The organism is Streptomyces sp. NBC_00691, assembly GCF_036226665.1.
In the GTDB taxonomy this organism is placed as follows: Bacteria; Actinomycetota; Actinomycetes; order Streptomycetales; family Streptomycetaceae; genus Streptomyces.
The window spans coordinates 1,429,824-1,449,059 of the sequence record NZ_CP109007.1 but is presented as its reverse complement, the minus strand read 5'-3'; the positions used below and the strand labels follow the sequence as shown (position 1 = coordinate 1,449,059).

At 66.2% G+C, this 19,236-nt stretch carries 13 protein-coding genes and 3 rRNA genes; 13 read left to right on the top strand and 3 right to left on the bottom strand.

The genetic code is table 11. From position 1 onward, the window contains the following. Positions 1-11: 11 nt before the first annotated feature. Both ptsP and OG392_RS06405 read right to left on the bottom strand, forming a co-directional pair. Complete coding sequence (gene ptsP, locus OG392_RS06410; protein WP_329276516.1) at positions 12-1,682, bottom strand: phosphoenolpyruvate--protein phosphotransferase; 1,671 nt, start codon at positions 1,680-1,682, stop codon at positions 12-14. A gap of 80 nt (positions 1,683-1,762) precedes the next feature. After that, a complete protein-coding gene (locus OG392_RS06405) occupies positions 1,763-2,212 on the bottom strand; it encodes a PTS sugar transporter subunit IIA (RefSeq protein ID WP_329276514.1) in 450 nt (149 codons plus the stop codon). A gap of 684 nt (positions 2,213-2,896) precedes the next feature. Here OG392_RS06405 and OG392_RS06400 point away from each other — a divergent pair. The 13 genes from OG392_RS06400 to OG392_RS06340 all read left to right on the top strand — a co-directional run bounded on the left by OG392_RS06400 (position 2,897) and on the right by OG392_RS06340 (position 18,639). Continuing rightward, positions 2,897-4,422, top strand: a 16S ribosomal RNA gene (locus tag OG392_RS06400). A gap of 288 nt (positions 4,423-4,710) precedes the next feature. Further along, a 23S ribosomal RNA gene (locus OG392_RS06395) occupies positions 4,711-7,832 on the top strand. Between the two features lie 74 nt (positions 7,833-7,906). After that, positions 7,907-8,023: ribosomal RNA gene (rrf, locus tag OG392_RS06390) — 5S ribosomal RNA — on the top strand. The 16S, 23S and 5S rRNA genes sit together here, the layout of an rRNA operon. Positions 8,024-8,172: 149 nt before the next feature. After that, positions 8,173-8,781, top strand: a complete 609-nt coding sequence (locus OG392_RS06385; protein ID WP_189831299.1) for a CDP-alcohol phosphatidyltransferase family protein — start codon at positions 8,173-8,175, stop codon at positions 8,779-8,781. Positions 8,782-8,897: 116 nt separating this feature from the next. Then, complete coding sequence (locus OG392_RS06380; protein ID WP_329276510.1) at positions 8,898-11,393, top strand: mannose-1-phosphate guanyltransferase; 2,496 nt, start codon at positions 8,898-8,900, stop codon at positions 11,391-11,393. A gap of 100 nt (positions 11,394-11,493) precedes the next feature. Next, a complete protein-coding gene (locus tag OG392_RS06375) occupies positions 11,494-12,423 on the top strand; it encodes a DUF881 domain-containing protein (RefSeq protein ID WP_329276508.1) in 930 nt (309 codons plus the stop codon). After that, positions 12,420-12,752, top strand: coding sequence for a small basic family protein (locus tag OG392_RS06370; RefSeq protein WP_015032176.1), 333 nt, complete (start codon positions 12,420-12,422; stop codon positions 12,750-12,752). Before OG392_RS06375 ends, OG392_RS06370 begins: the two co-directional genes overlap by 4 nt. 5 nt (positions 12,753-12,757) lie before the next feature. Then, complete coding sequence (locus OG392_RS06365) at positions 12,758-13,801, top strand: DUF881 domain-containing protein (RefSeq protein ID WP_443054691.1); 1,044 nt, start codon at positions 12,758-12,760, stop codon at positions 13,799-13,801. A gap of 61 nt (positions 13,802-13,862) precedes the next feature. Further along, positions 13,863-14,825: an FHA domain-containing protein gene (locus OG392_RS06360; protein ID WP_329287099.1), complete on the top strand. Its 963-nt coding sequence runs from the start codon at positions 13,863-13,865 to the stop codon at positions 14,823-14,825. Between the two features lie 29 nt (positions 14,826-14,854). Next, on the top strand, positions 14,855-15,598 hold the full coding sequence (ftsR, locus tag OG392_RS06355) for a transcriptional regulator FtsR (RefSeq protein ID WP_329276505.1): 744 nt from the start codon (positions 14,855-14,857) through the stop codon (positions 15,596-15,598). A gap of 133 nt (positions 15,599-15,731) precedes the next feature. Continuing rightward, on the top strand, positions 15,732-16,205 hold the full coding sequence (locus tag OG392_RS06350) for a bifunctional nuclease family protein (RefSeq protein WP_015032172.1): 474 nt from the start codon (positions 15,732-15,734) through the stop codon (positions 16,203-16,205). A 192-nt stretch (positions 16,206-16,397) separates the two neighbouring features. Continuing rightward, positions 16,398-17,081: a MerR family transcriptional regulator gene (locus tag OG392_RS06345; RefSeq protein WP_329276503.1), complete on the top strand. Its 684-nt coding sequence runs from the start codon at positions 16,398-16,400 to the stop codon at positions 17,079-17,081. 145 nt (positions 17,082-17,226) lie between these two features. Next, positions 17,227-18,639, top strand: coding sequence for a DNA polymerase IV (locus OG392_RS06340; RefSeq protein WP_329276501.1), 1,413 nt, complete (start codon positions 17,227-17,229; stop codon positions 18,637-18,639). Positions 18,640-18,798: 159 nt separating this feature from the next. Here the strand turns inward: OG392_RS06340 and OG392_RS06335 are convergent, their stop codons facing one another. Next, complete coding sequence (locus OG392_RS06335) at positions 18,799-19,164, bottom strand: PRC-barrel domain-containing protein (RefSeq protein WP_073901970.1); 366 nt, start codon at positions 19,162-19,164, stop codon at positions 18,799-18,801. Positions 19,165-19,236: the final 72 nt, after the last annotated feature.

The window sequence follows — 19,236 nt, the reverse complement described above, 5'->3', positions numbered from 1 at the left end:
GCCCCCGGGAATCACTCCCCGGACAGCACCGCCTGCGCGGCCACGCGCGCCTCGTGCGCCGTGTCCGCGGCACGCGCCGCTGCCGCGGCACGCTCGCACTGCGCCAGCGTGTACTTGGCCAGCGTCGCCCGCACATACGGAATCGAGGCAGCACCCATGGAAAGGGAGGTGACACCCAGACCCGTCAGCACACAGGCGAGCAGCGGGTCGGCGGCGGCCTCGCCACAGACACCACAGCTCTTGCCCTCGGCCTTCGCCGCCTCGGCGGACAGCGCCACCAGGTCGAGCAGCGCCGGCTGCCACGGGTCCTGGAGTCGCGACACCGCACCGACCTGACGGTCGGCCGCGAAGGTGTACTGCGCCAGGTCGTTCGTGCCCAGCGAAAGGAACTCGACCTCCTGGAGGATCGAGCGCGCCCGCAGCGCGGCCGAGGGAATCTCGACCATCGCACCGAACTTCGCCCGCAGCCCCGCCTCACGGCACGCGTCGGCGAAGGCCTTCGCGTCCGTACGGTCGGCCACCATCGGCGCCATGACCTCGAGGTACACCGGCAGCCCCTCGACCGCCTTCGCCAGCGCGGTCAGCTGCGTCCGCAGCACCTCCGGGTGGTCCAGGAGCGACCGCAGACCCCGGACACCGAGCGCCGGGTTCGGCTCGTCCGCCGGAGTCAGGAAGTCCAGCGGCTTGTCCGCCCCGGCGTCGAGCACCCGCACGACCACACGGCCCTCGGGGAACGCCTCGAGCACCTTGCGGTAGGCCTCGACCTGCTTCTCCTCGGACGGCGCGTTCTTGCTGTCGTCCAGGAAGAGGAACTCCGTACGGAACAGACCGACACCCTCGGCACCGGCCTCCACCGCCGCCGGCACGTCCGCCGGACCACCGACGTTGGCGAGCAGCGGCACCTTGTGCCCGTCCGAGGTGGCGCCCGGACCGCTGGACGTCGCCAGCGCGGCCTTGCGCGCGGCCGCTGCCTTGGTCAGCTCTGCCTTCTTCTCCTCGCTCGGGTCCACGAAGATCTCACCGGTCGAACCGTCGACCGCGATCATCGTGCCCTCGGCGAGCTCGCCCGCGCCCGGCAGCGCGACGATGGCCGGCACACCCAGCGCCCGCGCGAGGATCGCGCTGTGACTGGTCGGCCCGCCCTCCTCGGTGACGAAACCGAGCACCAGCGTGGGGTCGAGCAGTGCGGTGTCGGCGGGCGCCAGGTCCCGCGCGATCAGCACGTACGGCTCGTCACTGTCCGGCACACCCGGCATCGGCACACCGAGGAGGCGCGCCACGATCCGGTTCCGCACGTCGTCGAGGTCGGCGACCCGCCCGGCCATGTACTCACCGGCACCGGCGAGCAGCTCGCGATAGTGCGAGAAGGCGTCGTAGATACCGCGCTCGGCCGTGCTGCCCACGGCGATGCGACGGTCCACATCCGCGATGAGCTCCGGATCCTGGGCGATCATCGCCTGGGCCTCGAGCACGTGCTGGGCCTCGCCGCCGGCCAGGTTGCCGCGCGCGTTGAGGTCGGCGGCGACAGCCTCGACGGCCTGACGGGCGCGCCCCTGTTCGCGCTCCGCCTCGTCCGCCGGAATCTGCTTGGCCGGCGGTTCGAGAACCGCCGTGCCCATGTGCCGGACCTCGCCGATCGCCACACCGTGGCTGACGCCGACGCCTCGCAGCGTTGTCTCCATCTCACCCGTCTCCGATTGAGCGGCGGCACCTGCCGCCGCGTTGAATGTCGAACTCGCGGTCGTCACGGGGACGATCCGGCTCAGCTCCAGCCGAAGAGCTGGTCGCCGGCCTTCACTTCGCCGTCCTCGACGACCTGGGAGAGCGAGTCCGCGGTGGCCTCGAGGGCCACGATGGGACAGATGGGGGACTTGCCGGCGGCCTCGACCGCGGCGGGGTCCCAGCGCACGACGGCCTGGCCGCGCGTGACGGTGTCACCCTTGTTCACGAGGAGCTCGAAGCCCTCCCCGTTGAGCTGAACGGTGTCGATGCCGAGGTGGGTCAGCACACCGTGGCCCTCACCGTCGACCACGACGAAGGCGTGCGGGTGCATGGAGACGATGACCCCGTCGATCGGGGAAACGGCCTCCGAGGGCTCACGTACGGGATCGATGGCGGTGCCGGGCCCGACCATCGCACCGGAGAAGACCGGGTCGGGAACTGCGGCGAGACCGATGGCGCGTCCGGCAAGCGGCGACGTCACGGTTGTCATGGGAAGCCTCCCAGGGGCGGAGATTGTGTAGGCGCCGTCACTACCTGTCCTGGACGGCGTACTGCTGTGAAGCGTAAGTCATAAGAAGTCCTAGTTCCGCACGAGACGTACCAGTTGGGCGGAGCTAGGGACTACCGGAAACGATTTGCCTCGACTGACGGTGGGATGTACTGTCGTACTCCTGCCTGACCCCAACGCGGCATTGAGTCGCGGGTCGGCAGCACCTATCAAGCCAGATCCTAACCTCAGTGGTCTACACCTCTGCATGCTCGCAGGGGACGTGGTCGGGGGGACCGAGAAAGCCTGGTAGTGTTCAAACCCGCCGGGAACGGAAAACACGAAAGTGAATTCCTACCCAGCAAACCCGCTCCAGCGGGTGGCAGAAACGGGAAATCGGATCTGCTAGGCTGGAAACACGAAATACCGAAGGGAAGCCCGGAGGAAAGCCCGAGAGGGTGAGTACAAAGGAAGCGTCCGTTCCTTGAGAACTCAACAGCGTGCCAAAAATCAACGCCAGATTAGTTGATACCCCGTCCATCTTCGGATGGCGAGGTTCCTTTGAAAGTCCTGCGGGCCCTTGTGGTTCTGCAGGCAACATACACAGCGAGGACGCTGTGGACAGTCGGCCTTATTCCGGCATGACTGTCCCGCTCAACGCGAGTGTCACCCGATTACGGGTAAACATTCACGGAGAGTTTGATCCTGGCTCAGGACGAACGCTGGCGGCGTGCTTAACACATGCAAGTCGAACGATGAAGCCCTTCGGGGTGGATTAGTGGCGAACGGGTGAGTAACACGTGGGCAATCTGCCCTTCACTCTGGGACAAGCCCTGGAAACGGGGTCTAATACCGGATAACACCGGCTTCCGCATGGGAGCTGGTTGAAAGCTCCGGCGGTGAAGGATGAGCCCGCGGCCTATCAGCTTGTTGGTGGGGTAATGGCCTACCAAGGCGACGACGGGTAGCCGGCCTGAGAGGGCGACCGGCCACACTGGGACTGAGACACGGCCCAGACTCCTACGGGAGGCAGCAGTGGGGAATATTGCACAATGGGCGAAAGCCTGATGCAGCGACGCCGCGTGAGGGATGACGGCCTTCGGGTTGTAAACCTCTTTCAGCAGGGAAGAAGCGAAAGTGACGGTACCTGCAGAAGAAGCGCCGGCTAACTACGTGCCAGCAGCCGCGGTAATACGTAGGGCGCAAGCGTTGTCCGGAATTATTGGGCGTAAAGAGCTCGTAGGCGGCTTGTCACGTCGGGTGTGAAAGCCCGGGGCTTAACCCCGGGTCTGCATCCGATACGGGCAGGCTAGAGTGTGGTAGGGGAGATCGGAATTCCTGGTGTAGCGGTGAAATGCGCAGATATCAGGAGGAACACCGGTGGCGAAGGCGGATCTCTGGGCCATTACTGACGCTGAGGAGCGAAAGCGTGGGGAGCGAACAGGATTAGATACCCTGGTAGTCCACGCCGTAAACGTTGGGAACTAGGTGTTGGCGACATTCCACGTCGTCGGTGCCGCAGCTAACGCATTAAGTTCCCCGCCTGGGGAGTACGGCCGCAAGGCTAAAACTCAAAGGAATTGACGGGGGCCCGCACAAGCAGCGGAGCATGTGGCTTAATTCGACGCAACGCGAAGAACCTTACCAAGGCTTGACATATACCGGAAAGCATTAGAGATAGTGCCCCCCTTGTGGTCGGTATACAGGTGGTGCATGGCTGTCGTCAGCTCGTGTCGTGAGATGTTGGGTTAAGTCCCGCAACGAGCGCAACCCTTGTCCTGTGTTGCCAGCATGCCCTTCGGGGTGATGGGGACTCACAGGAGACCGCCGGGGTCAACTCGGAGGAAGGTGGGGACGACGTCAAGTCATCATGCCCCTTATGTCTTGGGCTGCACACGTGCTACAATGGCCGGTACAAAGAGCTGCGATGCCGCGAGGCGGAGCGAATCTCAAAAAGCCGGTCTCAGTTCGGATTGGGGTCTGCAACTCGACCCCATGAAGTCGGAGTTGCTAGTAATCGCAGATCAGCATTGCTGCGGTGAATACGTTCCCGGGCCTTGTACACACCGCCCGTCACGTCACGAAAGTCGGTAACACCCGAAGCCGGTGGCCCAACCCCTTGTGGGAGGGAGCTGTCGAAGGTGGGACTGGCGATTGGGACGAAGTCGTAACAAGGTAGCCGTACCGGAAGGTGCGGCTGGATCACCTCCTTTCTAAGGAGCACAGTACCGATTGCAGGCAAATGTTCTGCACGGTCAGCTCATGGGTGGAACGTTGATTAGTTGGCACGATCTCGAGGATCACTTCACAAGTACTGCTTCGGCGTGGAACGTGATGATGGGCCGACGGGTCGTGCTTGGCACGTTGTTGGGTATCTGAGGGTACGGCCGTAAGGTTTGTATCTTCGCGATGCCGGCCCCAGTGAACTTGATTCTTTATGGATCAGGGTGATGGGTGGCTGGTCGTTGCTTGAGAACTACACAGTGGACGCGAGCATCTGTGGCCAAGTTTTTAAGGGCGCACGGTGGATGCCTTGGCACCAGGAACCGATGAAGGACGTGGGAGGCCACGATAGTCCCCGGGGAGCCGTCAACCAGGCTTTGATCCGGGGTTTCCGAATGGGGAAACCCGGCAGTCGTCATGGGCTGTCACCCATGCCTGAACACATAGGGCATGTGGAGGGAACGAGGGGAAGTGAAACATCTCAGTACCCTCAGGAAGAGAAAACAACCGTGATTCCGGGAGTAGTGGCGAGCGAAACCGGATGAGGCCAAACCGTATGCGTGTGATACCCGGCAGGGGTTGCGCATGCGGGGTTGTGGGATCTCTCTTTCACAGTCTGCCGGCTGTGAGACGAGTCAGAAACCGTTGATGTAGGCGAAGGACATGCGAAAGGTCCGGCGTAGAGGGTAAGACCCCCGTAGCTGAAACATTGACGGCTCGTTTGAGAGACACCCAAGTAGCACGGGGCCCGAGAAATCCCGTGTGAATCTGGCGGGACCACCCGCTAAGCCTAAATATTCCCTGGTGACCGATAGCGGATAGTACCGTGAGGGAATGGTGAAAAGTACCGCGGGAGCGGAGTGAAATAGTACCTGAAACCGTGTGCCTACAAGCCGTGGGAGCGTCGCTCATTGAGTTTACTCAATGGGTCGTGACTGCGTGCCTTTTGAAGAATGAGCCTGCGAGTTTGCGGTGCGTTGCGAGGTTAACCCGTGTGGGGAAGCCGTAGCGAAAGCGAGTCCGAACAGGGCGATTCAGTAGCGCGCTCAAGACCCGAAGCGGAGTGATCTAGCCATGGGCAGGTTGAAGCGGAGGTAAGACTTCGTGGAGGACCGAACCCACCAGGGTTGAAAACCTGGGGGATGACCTGTGGTTAGGGGTGAAAGGCCAATCAAACTCCGTGATAGCTGGTTCTCCCCGAAATGCATTTAGGTGCAGCGTCGTGTGTTTCTTGCCGGAGGTAGAGCACTGGATAGGCGATGGGCCCTACCGGGTTACTGACCTTAGCCAAACTCCGAATGCCGGTAAGTGAGAGCACGGCAGTGAGACTGTGGGGGATAAGCTCCATGGTCGAGAGGGAAACAGCCCAGAGCATCGACTAAGGCCCCTAAGCGTACGCTAAGTGGGAAAGGATGTGGAGTCGCAGAGACAACCAGGAGGTTGGCTTAGAAGCAGCCACCCTTGAAAGAGTGCGTAATAGCTCACTGGTCAAGTGATTCCGCGCCGACAATGTAGCGGGGCTCAAGCGTACCGCCGAAGTCGTGTCATTGCAGCATGAGGGCCAACGCCCGCTGTGATGGGTAGGGGAGCGTCGTGTGCCGGGTGAAGCAGCCGCGGAAGCGAGTTGTGGACGGTTCACGAGTGAGAATGCAGGCATGAGTAGCGATACACACGTGAGAAACGTGTGCGCCGATTGACTAAGGGTTCCTGGGTCAAGCTGATCTGCCCAGGGTAAGTCGGGACCTAAGGCGAGGCCGACAGGCGTAGTCGATGGACAACCGGTTGATATTCCGGTACCCGCTTTGAAACGCCCAGTATCGAGCCCATTAATGCTAAGGCCGTGAAGCCGTTCCGGACCCTTCGGGGAAAGGAAAGTGGTGGAGCCGCTGACCCAAGGTGGTAGTAGGTAAGCGATGGGGTGACGCAGGAAGGTAGTCCAACCCGGGCGGTGGTAGTCCCGGGGTAAGGGTGTAGGCCGTGTGATAGGCAAATCCGTCACACATTAAGGCTGAGACCTGATGCCGAGCCGATTGTGGTGAAGTGGATGATCCTATGCTGTCGAGAAAAGCCTCTAGCGAGTTTCATGGCGGCCCGTACCCTAAACCGACTCAGGTGGTCAGGTAGAGAATACCGAGGCGTTCGGGTGAACTATGGTTAAGGAACTCGGCAAAATGCCCCCGTAACTTCGGGAGAAGGGGGGCCACGTCTGGTGATCGGATTTACTCCGTGAGCTGGGGGTGGCCGCAGAGACCAGCGAGAAGCGACTGTTTACTAAAAACACAGGTCCGTGCGAAGCCGTAAGGCGATGTATACGGACTGACGCCTGCCCGGTGCTGGAACGTTAAGGGGACCGGTTAGCTCTGTTTCGACAGGGCGAAGCTGAGAACTTAAGCGCCAGTAAACGGCGGTGGTAACTATAACCATCCTAAGGTAGCGAAATTCCTTGTCGGGTAAGTTCCGACCTGCACGAATGGCGTAACGACTTCTCGACTGTCTCAACCATAGGCCCGGTGAAATTGCACTACGAGTAAAGATGCTCGTTTCGCGCAGCAGGACGGAAAGACCCCGGGACCTTTACTACAGTTTGATATTGGTGTTCGGTTCGGCTTGTGTAGGATAGGTGGGAGACTTTGAAGCCGTGACGCCAGTCATGGTGGAGTCGCCGTTGAAATACCACTCTGGTCGTGCTGGATGTCTAACCTCGGTCCGTGATCCGGATCAGGGACAGTGTCTGATGGGTAGTTTAACTGGGGCGGTTGCCTCCCAAAGGGTAACGGAGGCGCCCAAAGGTTCCCTCAGCCTGGTTGGCAATCAGGTGTTGAGTGTAAGTGCACAAGGGAGCTTGACTGTGAGACCGACGGGTCGAGCAGGGACGAAAGTCGGGACTAGTGATCCGGCGGTGGCTTGTGGAAGCGCCGTCGCTCAACGGATAAAAGGTACCCCGGGGATAACAGGCTGATCTTCCCCAAGAGTCCATATCGACGGGATGGTTTGGCACCTCGATGTCGGCTCGTCGCATCCTGGGGCTGGAGTCGGTCCCAAGGGTTGGGCTGTTCGCCCATTAAAGCGGTACGCGAGCTGGGTTTAGAACGTCGTGAGACAGTTCGGTCCCTATCCGCTGCGCGCGCAGGAATATTGAGAAGGGCTGTCCCTAGTACGAGAGGACCGGGACGGACGAACCTCTGGTGTGCCAGTTGTCCTGCCAAGGGCATGGCTGGTTGGCTACGTTCGGGAGGGATAACCGCTGAAAGCATCTAAGCGGGAAGCCTGCTTCGAGATGAGTATTCCCACCTCCTTGAGAGGGTAAGGCTCCCAGTAGACGACTGGGTTGATAGGCCGGATGTGGAAGCCCAGTAATGGGTGGAGCTGACCGGTACTAATAGGCCGAGGGCTTGTCCTCAGTTGCTCGCGTCCACTGTGTTAGTTCTGAAGTAACGAACTGTGCCGATATCCGGTTGGTTAACTTCATAGAGTTTCGGTGGTCATAGCGTTAGGGAAACGCCCGGTTACATTCCGAACCCGGAAGCTAAGCCTTTCAGCGCCGATGGTACTGCAGGGGGGACCCTGTGGGAGAGTAGGACGCCGCCGAACAATTTTTAGCCTCAACCCCCGGACCATGTCCGGGGGTTGAGGCATTTTTGCGTTCTGGGCCCGGCCGGCTGCCCCTGTGCATCGGGGTGTCGTGGCTGAGGGTAAGGTCAGGGGGCATCGTCCGTACGTTCCCAGCAGGAGGCCCCCGGGTGGAGGTCCAGGAGACCCGCGTTCAGACCGACCGGGTCCTCACCATCCCCAACATTCTCAGCATGGCGCGCCTCGCCGGCGTGCCGCTGTTTCTGTGGTTGATTCTCCGTCCGGAGTTCGGTGGCCCCAACAGTGACGGCTGGGCGCTTCTCGTCCTGATGCTCAGCGGCGTCAGCGACTATCTCGACGGCAAACTGGCACGGCGCTGGAACCAGATCAGCAACCTCGGCCGGCTGCTCGATCCCGCCGCCGACCGGCTGTACATCCTGTCCACTCTCGTGGGCCTCACCTGGCGCGAGATCCTGCCGTGGTGGCTGACCGCGGCCCTCCTGGCGCGCGAGGCCATGCTCCTCGTGATGGTGGGAATCCTCCGGCGGCACGGTTACCCGCCGCCGCAGGTGAACTTCCTCGGCAAAGCTGCGACTTTCAACCTGATGTACGCGTTCCCGTTGCTGCTTCTCAGTGACGGAACGGGCTGGCTTTCGTCACTCGCTGAAGTTTTCGGGTGGGCCTTCGCCGGATGGGGTACAACTCTGTATTGGTGGGCAGGGATCCTCTACGTGGTCCAGGTCCGTCGACTCGTGAAGGCGGATACCGCGGCCGATTGAGCCCGTCCGTCCTGTGCCGAGCAGCGTCGCCGGCAACAACGTGGACGTCCGAGGGCCACTGAGCGGACAGGTGAAGTCGGCAGGACCGTCGTCTCTTCAAGGAGGACGCTTCCGACATGAAGGCCGTTGTGATGGCCGGTGGCGAAGGAACACGCCTTCGCCCCATGACCTCGAGCATGCCCAAGCCTCTACTGCCGGTGGTGAACCGGCCGATCATGGAGCATGTCCTACGACTGCTCAAGAGGCACGGTCTCAACGAGACCGTCGTCACCGTGCAGTTTCTCGCCTCACTCGTCAGGAACTACTTCGGCGACGGCGAGGAGCTCGGGATGGAGCTCACGTATGCCAACGAGGAGAAACCACTCGGTACCGCGGGAAGCGTGAAGAACGCCGAGGAAGCGTTGAAGGACGACGCCTTCCTCGTCATCTCGGGGGACGCGCTCACCGATTTCGATCTCACCGATCTCATCGCCTTTCACAAGGAGAAGGGCGCCCTCGTCACGGTCTGTCTCACCCGAGTGCCGAATCCACTGGAATTCGGCATCACGATCGTCGACGAAGAGGGCAAGGTCGAGCGCTTCCTGGAGAAACCCACCTGGGGCCAGGTCTTCTCCGACACCGTGAACACGGGCATCTACGTCATGGAGCCCGAAGTCTTCGACTACGTCCAGGCCGATGCGTCGGTCGACTGGTCGGGTGATGTCTTTCCGCAGCTGATGAAGGACGGCAAGCCGATCTACGGCTATGTCGCCGAGGGCTACTGGGAGGACGTGGGCACCCACGAGAGCTATGTGAAGGCCCAGGCGGACGTCCTCGAAGGCAAGGTCCAGGTCGACATCGACGGCTTCGAGATCTCGCCGGGTGTGTGGATCTCCGAAGGCGCCGAGGTCCACCCCGACGCCGTGCTGCGGGGACCGCTCTTCATCGGTGACTACGCCAAGGTCGAAGCGGGCGCCGAGATCCGTGAGCACACGGTCGTCGGCTCGAACGTCGTCGTCAAGAGCGGCGCCTTCCTGCACAAGGCCGTCGTCCACGACAACGTCTACGTCGGACAGCAGAGCAATCTGCGCGGCTGCGTGATCGGGAAGAACACCGACATCATGCGGGCCGCCCGGATCGAGGACGGAGCCGTCATCGGGGACGAGTGCCTGATCGGTGAGGAATCGATCGTGCAGGGCAACGTGCGGGTCTACCCGTTCAAGACGATCGAGGCCGGCGCCTTCGTCAACACCTCGGTCATCTGGGAGTCCCGAGGGCAGGCCCATCTCTTCGGGGCCCGAGGGGTCTCCGGCATCCTCAACGTGGAGATCACCCCCGAGCTGGCCGTCCGGCTGGCGGGGGCGTACGCCACGACCCTGAAGAAGGGCTCGACCGTCACCACGGCCCGTGACCACTCCAGGGGTGCCCGAGCCCTCAAACGGGCGGTGATCTCGGCGCTGCAGGCCAGTGCCATCGACGTACGGGACCTGGAGAACGTGCCGCTGCCGGTGGCGCGGCAGCAGACCGCGCGGGGAAGCGCCGGCGGCATCATGGTGCGGACCTCGCCCGGAGTGCCCGACTCGGTCGACATCATGTTCTTCGACGAGCGGGGTGCCGACCTCTCGCAGGGCGGGCAGCGCAAGCTCGACCGGGTGTTCGCCCGGCAGGAGTACCGGCGTGCGTTCCCCGGAGAGATCGGCGACCTCTCCTTCCCGGCGAGCGTCTTCGACTCGTACACCGGCTCCCTGCTGCGCAACGTCGACACCTCCGGAATCGCTGAGGCCGGACTCAAGGTCGTCGTGGACGCGTCCAACGGCAGCGCCGGGCTCGTACTGCCCAGCCTCCTCGGACGGCTCCAGGTCGACTCGCTGACCATCAACCCCGGGCTCGACGAGTCCAGACCCACCGAGTCGGTCGAGAGCCGACGGGCCGGGCTCGTACGACTCGGGGAGATCGTGGCCTCGGCGCGGGCCGCCTTCGGCGTGCGGTTCGACCCCGTCGGTGAGCGGCTCTCGCTCGTGGACGAGCGGGGACGGATCATCGAGGACGACCGGGCGCTCCTGGTGATGCTGGATCTGGTCGCGGCCGAGCGGCGGTCGGGTCGGGTCGCGCTGCCGGTGACGACCACACGGATCGCCGAGCAGGTCGCCGCGTACCACGGCACGCAGGTCGAGTGGACGACGACCTCGCCGGACGACCTCACGAGGGTCGGGCGGGAGGAGTCGACGATCTTCGGCGGCGACGGGCGTGGCGGATTCATCGTGCCCGAGTTCAGCAGCGTCTTCGACGGTGCCGCCGCCTTCGTGCGGCTCATCGGTCTCGTCGCGCGGACCCAGCTCACGCTGAGCCAGATCGACGCGCGGATTCCGCGGGCGCACGTCCTCAAGAGGGACATCGCGACGCCGTGGGCCGTGAAGGGGCTCGTGATGCGCCGGGTGGTGGAGGCGGCGGGCAGCCGCTCCGTGGACACCACCGACGGCGTGCGGGTGGTCGAGGCCGACGGGCGGTGGGTGATGGTGCTGCCCGACCCCGCCGAGGCCGTCACCCATCTGTGGGCCGAGGGACCGGACGACGCCTCCGCCCAGGCCCTGCTCGACGAGTGGGCCGAAGTGGTCGACAGCGCAGGTCGCTGAGCGGATCGGACCGGCCGGCGGGGAGCACCCACGCGGTGCCTCCCCGCCGGCTGGAGGGGCCATTCGGCGGTAGGCCGTGCGACGTGCGACGATGTGCGGCATGTCGCAGCAGCCCCCCGTTCGGAGCACCGGATCACCGCCGCCGCGCCCGGACGCGTCCATGTCGCTGCTGAACAACGTGATAGACCACGCGCTCGACGACGGTTACGCGGAGGCGACCGCCCGGCGCGCGGCCGAGGGCGGTGGGCTGCCCCGTAGCCTGCGGGCCAAGCTGGGTGTCGCCGCCGGCCTGCTGCTCGCCGCCGCCGTCGTGACCGTGGGTGCGGCCGAGGCGCGGATCTCCGCGCCCGTCGTCGCCAAGGAGCGGCAGGAGCTGATCGACCGGATCGAGGGCGAGACGTCCTCGGCCGAGCAGCTGGAGCAGGACGTCGAGCGGATCCGGTCCGAGGTCGGCGAACGCCAGCGGCAGGCACTCCAGCAGCACGGCGGCGACCAGGCCGAGCTCGTGGGGCTCCTCTCGGGCGCGACGCCCGTGCACGGCCCCGGCGTGAAACTCGTCGTCAACGACGCCAAGAACACCGACACCGGGGGAGGCGGGCCGCGGGAGAGCAGCGGCTTCTCCGACACGGGCCGGGTACGCGACCGGGACATGCAGCGCGTCATCAACGGGCTGTGGGAATCCGGCGCCGAGGCGGTCGCCATCAACGGTCAGCGGCTCACCTCGCTGTCCGCGATCCGGGCCGCGGGCGACGCCATACTGGTCGACAACAAGCCGCTGGTGCCGCCGTACACCATCCTCGCGATCGGGGACGGACAGAAGCTGAGCACCGCGTTCCAGGACAGCGCCGACGGGCAGTATCTGCACGCGCTGGTGGAGAACTTCGGGATCAGGAGCGGGATCACGGCCGAGGGCGACGTACGCCTGCCGGCCGCGCCGAGCCTGACCGTACGTACCGCAGAGCCGAGGGGGGCCGGGGCGGCGACGCCGTCCGGTCGGGCCACGGCCGACACAGGGAAGGGCACATCGTGATCGCCGTACTGGGCCTGATCGTCGGAGTCGTGGTCGGACTGTTGGTCCGCCCCGAGGTTCCGGCGGTGGTCGAGCCCTATCTTCCGATCGCCGTGGTCGCCGCCCTCGACGCGGTCTTCGGCGGTCTGCGGGCCATGCTCGACGGGATCTTCGTCGACAAGGTCTTCGTGGTCTCGTTCCTCTCCAACGTGGTCGTGGCCGCCCTGATCGTCTTCCTCGGCGACAAGCTGGGCGTGGGCGCGCAGCTGTCGACCGGTGTGGTCGTCGTCCTGGGCATCCGGATCTTCTCCAACGCGGCCGCCATCCGGCGCCATGTCTTCCGGGCGTGAGGCCGATGAGCGAGAACCCGCAGAACTCCGAGAACGCCCGGGACCCCCGGGACCCCCGGGACCCCGAGAACTCTCCGGGCCCCGCGAACTCCCCGAATCCGTCGAACCCGTCGATTCCCTCGAACTCCGGGAACGAGCGGGAGCCGGGAGGCCCCGGGAAGCCGCAGAGTGCCGACAGGTCCGAGAGCGCCGGGAGGCCCGAGGGCGTCGGCGAGCCCGCGCGGGGCGGTACGGCGGGGGAGCCCGAGGGGCCCTCAGACTCCGTCCATGACGCGACCGCGGACCACGGCGTCCGCGTCCCCGTGCCGCCGGTCGCTCCCGCGGCCGAGCAGAGCGGGCGTCGGCGGCTCGCCTCCGCGCTGTGGCCGCCCCGGGTGACCCGGGCCCAACTCGTCGTCGCGCTGCTGCTGTTCGTCCTCGGTCTCGGCCTGGCCATCCAGGTCTCCTCGACCAGCGACAACAGTGCGCTGCGCGGGGCGCGCCAGGAGGACCTGGTCCGGATCCTCGACGAACTCGACGACCGGACGCAGCGACTGGAGGACGAGAAGTCCCGCCTGGAGAAGCAGCGCACCGAGCTGGAGTCCAGCTCGGACCAGGCCGAGGAGGCGCGGAAGCAGACCCAGGAGAAGGAGCAGCAGCTCGGGATCCTGGCCGGCACCGTCGCGGCCGAGGGACCCGGCATCACGCTGACCGTCGGCGACCCGAGCGGGGCCGTCGAGTCGGACATGCTGCTCGACGCCATCCAGGAGCTGCGCGCCGCGGGCGCCGAGGCGATCCAGGTCAACGGTGTCCGGGTGGTCGCGGACAGTTATTTCACCGGTGGCGGCGATGACATGCGAATCGATGGAACGAAGGTGACCGCTCCGTACGTCTTCAAGGTCATCGGCAAGCCGGAGGATCTCGAGCCCGCGCTCAACATCCCCGGCGGTGTCGTGCAGACCCTGGAGAAGGAGCAGGCCACGGCCACGGTGGAGCGGTCGGCGAAGATCGTCGTCGACGCCTTGCGACCCGCGAAGCGGCCTGACTACGCTCAGTCGTCCTCGCAGTGAGAGGGAGACACAGGGGGGTCCCGCGACAAGCGCAAGACGTTGCGGGGGGTCGGCGCACCACATCGGTGGTGCGTGGTGGAAACTGTCCGGAGGATACGGACGTTGTGAAGGTGTCCGGGTCGGCAGGTGTGATGGATCTCGGTTCGTCCTGCCCCACGGGCGGGTCTGTTTCGGTCAAGGGGAATCGCCCGTGAGTTTTTTTGCGAAGTTGTTCGGCAAGAGCGGACGCGAGGACGACGGTAACGCCAAGCACCGCGCGTCTCGCCACGCCCAGAGCGAGGAGCAGGGCGGCGAGCGCCCGCTCTTCCGCGACGAGGTCGGCGGCCAGGGCGGTGAGGCTCCGGGCGCGTACGGCGCGTCGTCTGTTGACCCCGCCGGGGCCGCCCGCATAGGTTTCGGGGAACCATCAACCTCAGGTACGGGTGGAGGGTTTACCCCCGATCCGTACGCGACACAGACCTCCGCGGGGCAGCCGCGGCAGGAGGATGCGTCCATGCCGGTGTGCACGAGGTGCGGTCATCGCAACGCGGCGGACAGCCGTTTCTGCTCCCACTGCGGTACGCCGCTGCGGGGCGGAGTCGCCCCCGAGCGCGCTTCCGAGACGACGTCCACGATCTCCATCTCGGGCCTCGAGGCCTACGACGCGGAGGTCACCGGCCAGACCCAGCTGCCCTCGCTCTCTCCGGAGGCGCTGGCGGCCGTCGAGGCCCTGCCGTCCGGTTCCGCGCTCCTCGTGGTGCGTCGCGGGCCGAACTCCGGCAGCCGGTTCCTCCTCGACGGTGAGCTGACGACGGCCGGCCGTCACCCGCAGAGCGACATCTTCCTGGACGACTTCACGGTCTCCAGGCGCCATGTCGAGTTCCGGCGGGCCCAGGACGGCAGCTTCACCGTCGCCGACGTCGGCAGCCTCAACGGCACGTACGTCAACCGCGAGCCGATCGAATCGGTCGTCCTGTCGAACGGCGACGAGGTGCAGATCGGTAAGTACCGCCTGGTCTTCTACTCCAGCCAGCGGGGCATGTAGCGCCTCGGAGAAGCCTTCAGGGAAGGTCCATGCTGCGAACACCGACGGGCGGTGCCGGATCCGGCACCGCCACCGCGGGCGACCGGCTGGTCAGCATCGGCACGGTGCTGAACCAGCTGCGCGACGAATTTCCCGAAGTGACCATCTCCAAGATCCGGTTCCTGGAGGCCGAGGGGCTCGTGGAGCCCCGACGTACGGCCTCCGGGTACCGGAAGTTCAGCCCGCAGGATGTCGAGCGGCTCGCTCAGATCCTGCGGATGCAGCGGGACCACTACCTTCCGCTGAAGGTCATCCGTGAGCACCTCGACGCCCTCGCCAGGGGAGAGCAGATCAAGCTCCCGGCCCCCGGGCGTCGGCGGGACCTGCTCGAAGGGGCCTGGGAGCAGGATGCCGAGCCGCCCACCGCCGCCCGGATCGGGCGGGCCGAACTGCTGGCCGCGGCCGAGGTCACCGAGACCGAGCTCCTGGAATGGGAGTCGTACGGACTGATCTCCGAGACGGACGGCGGCGGCTACGACCCCGAGACCGTGACCGTCGCGCGGCTCGTCGCGGATCTGGGGCGCTTCGGCCTCGAACCCCGGCACCTGAGGGCCGTCAAGGCCGCCGCGGACCGCGAGGCCGGACTGATCGAGCAGGTCGTCGCGCCGCTGCGCCGGCACCGTAACCCGCAGACCAGGGCCCATGCGGAGGCCACCGCGCAGGAACTCGCCGCACAGTCGGTGCGACTGCACGCCGCACTCGTACAGACGGCGCTGGGCATTCGGTCGCAGTGAGTCCGTGAGGGGCTCTCCGGGGCGGGTTCGTGCCGGATCGACGCCCGGTTCGCGGTGAGCCGGAGGCTGTCCGGGGGCCCGCTTGGGAGGGCCCGACTATCCAAACCGGTCGGGCACGTCCTAGGGTTGCTGTGTGAACGAGCTCGACGTTGTGGGTGTCCGGGTGGAAATGCCCTCCAACCAGCCGATCGTGCTCCTGCGTGAAGTGGGAGGCGATCGGTACCTCCCCATCTGGATCGGACCGGGTGAGGCTACCGCGATCGCCTTCGCCCAGCAGGGGATGGCCCCTCCGCGGCCGCTGACGCACGACCTTTTCAAGGACGTGCTGGAGGCTGTGGGGCAGGAACTCACCGAAGTCCGCATCACGGATCTGCGTGACGGGGTCTTCTACGCCGAACTGGTCTTCGCCAGCGGTGTCGAGGTGAGCGCGCGGCCCTCGGACGCGATAGCACTGGCCCTTCGGACCGGAACGCCGATCTACGGCAGTGACGGTGTGCTGGACGATGCCGGCATCGCGATTCCGGACGAGCAGGAGGACGAGGTGGAGAAGTTCCGCGAGTTCCTCGACCAGATCTCACCGGAGGATTTCGGGACCAACAGTCAGTGAGCCGACGCGGCGCGGCCACCGGCCGTTCGCGGGGTGCTGTCAGAGCATTCGAGTAGCCTTTCCCCGGCGAGAGAGACGGGAAACCACTCTCAGGGTGATTATCACTCGGCGTGCCGAGTGTGGCGATCGTTGACGCACCCCGAGTGACTGCCTACCTTCGTGTGGGCAGGTCAAGGACGGAGGGTCGGCGTGATGAGCAGCGCGGACGGTACGGCAGGGAGCTCGCTCGGACGCGTGTCCGGAGAGAGCGGTCCGTATCCGCTTCACGGCAGTGTGGGCGACTTCGGTACGGGTAGGGGTACCGGTATGGACGTCGGTTCGGGGGCGGGTTCGGCCCCAGGGCCGGGGGATGCCTCCGGCGCAGGTGCCGGCGTGGCGGGCGAGGTGGTCGGCTATCGCGGCCCCACCGCCTGCGCGGCGGCGGGGATCACCTATCGACAGCTGGACTACTGGGCACGCACGGGGCTCGTGGAGCCCAGCGTGCGGCCCGCGTACGGGTCCGGGACCCAGCGGCTCTACAGCTTCCGCGACGTCGTCGTGTTGAAGATCGTCAAGCGTTTCCTCGACACCGGGGTCGCACTCCAGAACATCCGGGCCGCGGTGCAGCACCTGCGCGCGCGGGGCTTCCGCGATCTGGAGCGGATGACGCTCATGAGCGACGGGGCCACGGTGTACGAGTGCTCCTCGCCGGACGAGGTCGTCGACCTGCTCCAGGGCGGGCAGGGTGTCTTCGGCATCGCCGTCGGGGTGGTCTGGCGGGACGTCGAGGCGGCGCTCTCGCAGCTGCACGGCGAACGGGTCGACACGGGCGAGACGCTCGTGGGGCACAACCCGGGGGACGAGCTGGCGCGCAGGCGGCGGGACCGGGCGGTCTGAGAGGCCCGTCCGGTGGGGCGCCTCGGTCCGGCCGCGGTGCCTGGTCGGGTTAGGCGTCTCGGTCCGCCGCGGTGTTCCGGTCGGGGGCTCGGGCCGTGCGGTGTGGTGGGGCCCGTTGTCAGTGGTGTGAGGGAGCATCGGACGTGTGAGAGCCGCGCCCACCATCCTGCATCTCGACATGGATGCCTTCTTCGCCGCCGCCGAGCAGGCGTCGAAGCCCAGTCTGCGCGGAAAGCCCGTGGTCGTCGGGGGTCTCGGGCCCCGGGGTGTGGTCGCCACCGCCTCGTACGAGGCGCGCCGGTTCGGAGTCCACTCGGCCATGCCCATGGGCCAGGCGCGGCGGCTCGCGCCGAACGCGGCCTACCTCGTGCCCCGCTTCTCCTTCTACCGGTCGATCAGCGAGCAGGTCATGGAGCTGCTCGGACGGCTCTCCCCGCTCGTGGAGCCGCTCAGCCTCGACGAGGCCTTCGTCGACCTGGAGGCCGGGGGCGTGGCCGACGACAGTGCGAGCGCGCGAGCGGCCGGTGAGCGGCTGCGGGTCGACATCCTGGCGACGACGGGGCTCTCGGGGTCCGTGGGGCTCGCGGGATCCAAGATGATTGCGAAGATCGCCTCCGAGGAGGCGAAGCCCGACGGCCTGGTGCTGATCGAACCCGGGACCGAGCGGGAGCTTCTCGCCCCGCGTTCGGTGCGGATCCTGCCTGGTGTCGGGCCGGCGACGGGGGAGCACCTCCGTCGGGCGGGGATGACCACCGTGTCCGATCTCGCGGAAGCGGGCGAGGACGAGCTCGTACGGCTCCTGGGACGGGCGCACGGGGCCTCTCTGTACCTGATGGCCCAGGGGTACGACGATCGGCCTGTGGTGGCCGAGAGGGACGCCAAGTCGGTCTCGGTCGAGGACACGTTCGACGTGGACCTGCACGACCGGGTGCGGATCAGGGTCGAGGTCGAACGGCTCGCGGAGCGGTGCGTGGGGAGACTGCGGGCCTCCGGGCACTCCGGGCGGACCATCGTCCTCAAGGTGCGGCGCTTCGACTTCTCGACGCTCACGCGGTCCGAGACGCTCCGGGGGCCCACGGACGACCCGGGGGTGGTGCGGGAAGCGGCGGGGCGGCTCCTGGAGGCGGTGGACACGACCGGGGGTGTGCGGTTGCTGGGGGTCGGGGTGAGCGGGCTCGCGGACTACACGCAGGAGGATCTGTTCGCTCAGGCGGAGGGGGCGGCCGCGGAGGCCGCCGCTGCTGCCGCGGCTTCGGTGGTGGGCGCGGAGGGCGAGGCGGGTGCCGGCGTGTCCTCCGCGTCCTCCGTGCCTGTCGTGCCGGCGGTGACCGCTCCCGTCGAGCCTGAGGCGCCTGAGCCCGTGGAGCGGCGCTGGACGCCCGGGCATGACGTGCGGCATGCCGTGTACGGCGCGGGGTGGGTGCAGGGGAGCGGGGTCGGACGCGTGACCGTGCGGTTCGAGGAGCCGGGGTCGGCGCCGGGGCGGGTGCGGACCTTCGCGGTGGACGATCCGGATCTCGAGCCGGGGGAGCCGTTGCCGTTGGTGGACCGGGGGTGAGGGGGGTGGCGGCCGGGCGTCAGGGGTGTGCCCGGCCTGGCGGCCGGGCCGGATCGAGGGGTGGTTCTGGCCGGGTGAGCCGATGGGCCCGCCCGGGGGCGGGACTTCGTTGGTCCCGGCAGGGCTCTGCCCCCCGCCGGGGGAGGGGGCTGTGGGCCGTTACTGGCCTGCCAGGTGGCCGAAGTCCGTGTCCGGGGTGTCCGTGGGGGGTGGGGGAAGGGCGAGGCTGTAGTGGCGGTAGAGCTGGAGCTCTTGTTCCGGGGAGAGATGGCGGCCCACGCCGAAGTCGGGCGCGTCCTTGATCAGGGCTCGCTCGTACGGGATGTGGAGGCCGTTGTCGATCAATTCGCTCGGTTCGAGCGGGACGAAGGCGTCCCGGCTGAACAGGCCCGTGCGGACCGCTGCCCATTCCGGGATGCCGGTCGCGTCGTCCAGGTACACCTCGTCCACGGTTCCGATCTTGTGTCCGTTCCGGTCGTACGCCTTGCGGCCGATCAGGCTGCGCGGATCGATATCGGTCTGCACGGTCCCTCCAACTGGTCGCAACTGCTCTACACCCCTACGAAAGTGCACAACTGGGATGTCGGCCACTTGAGC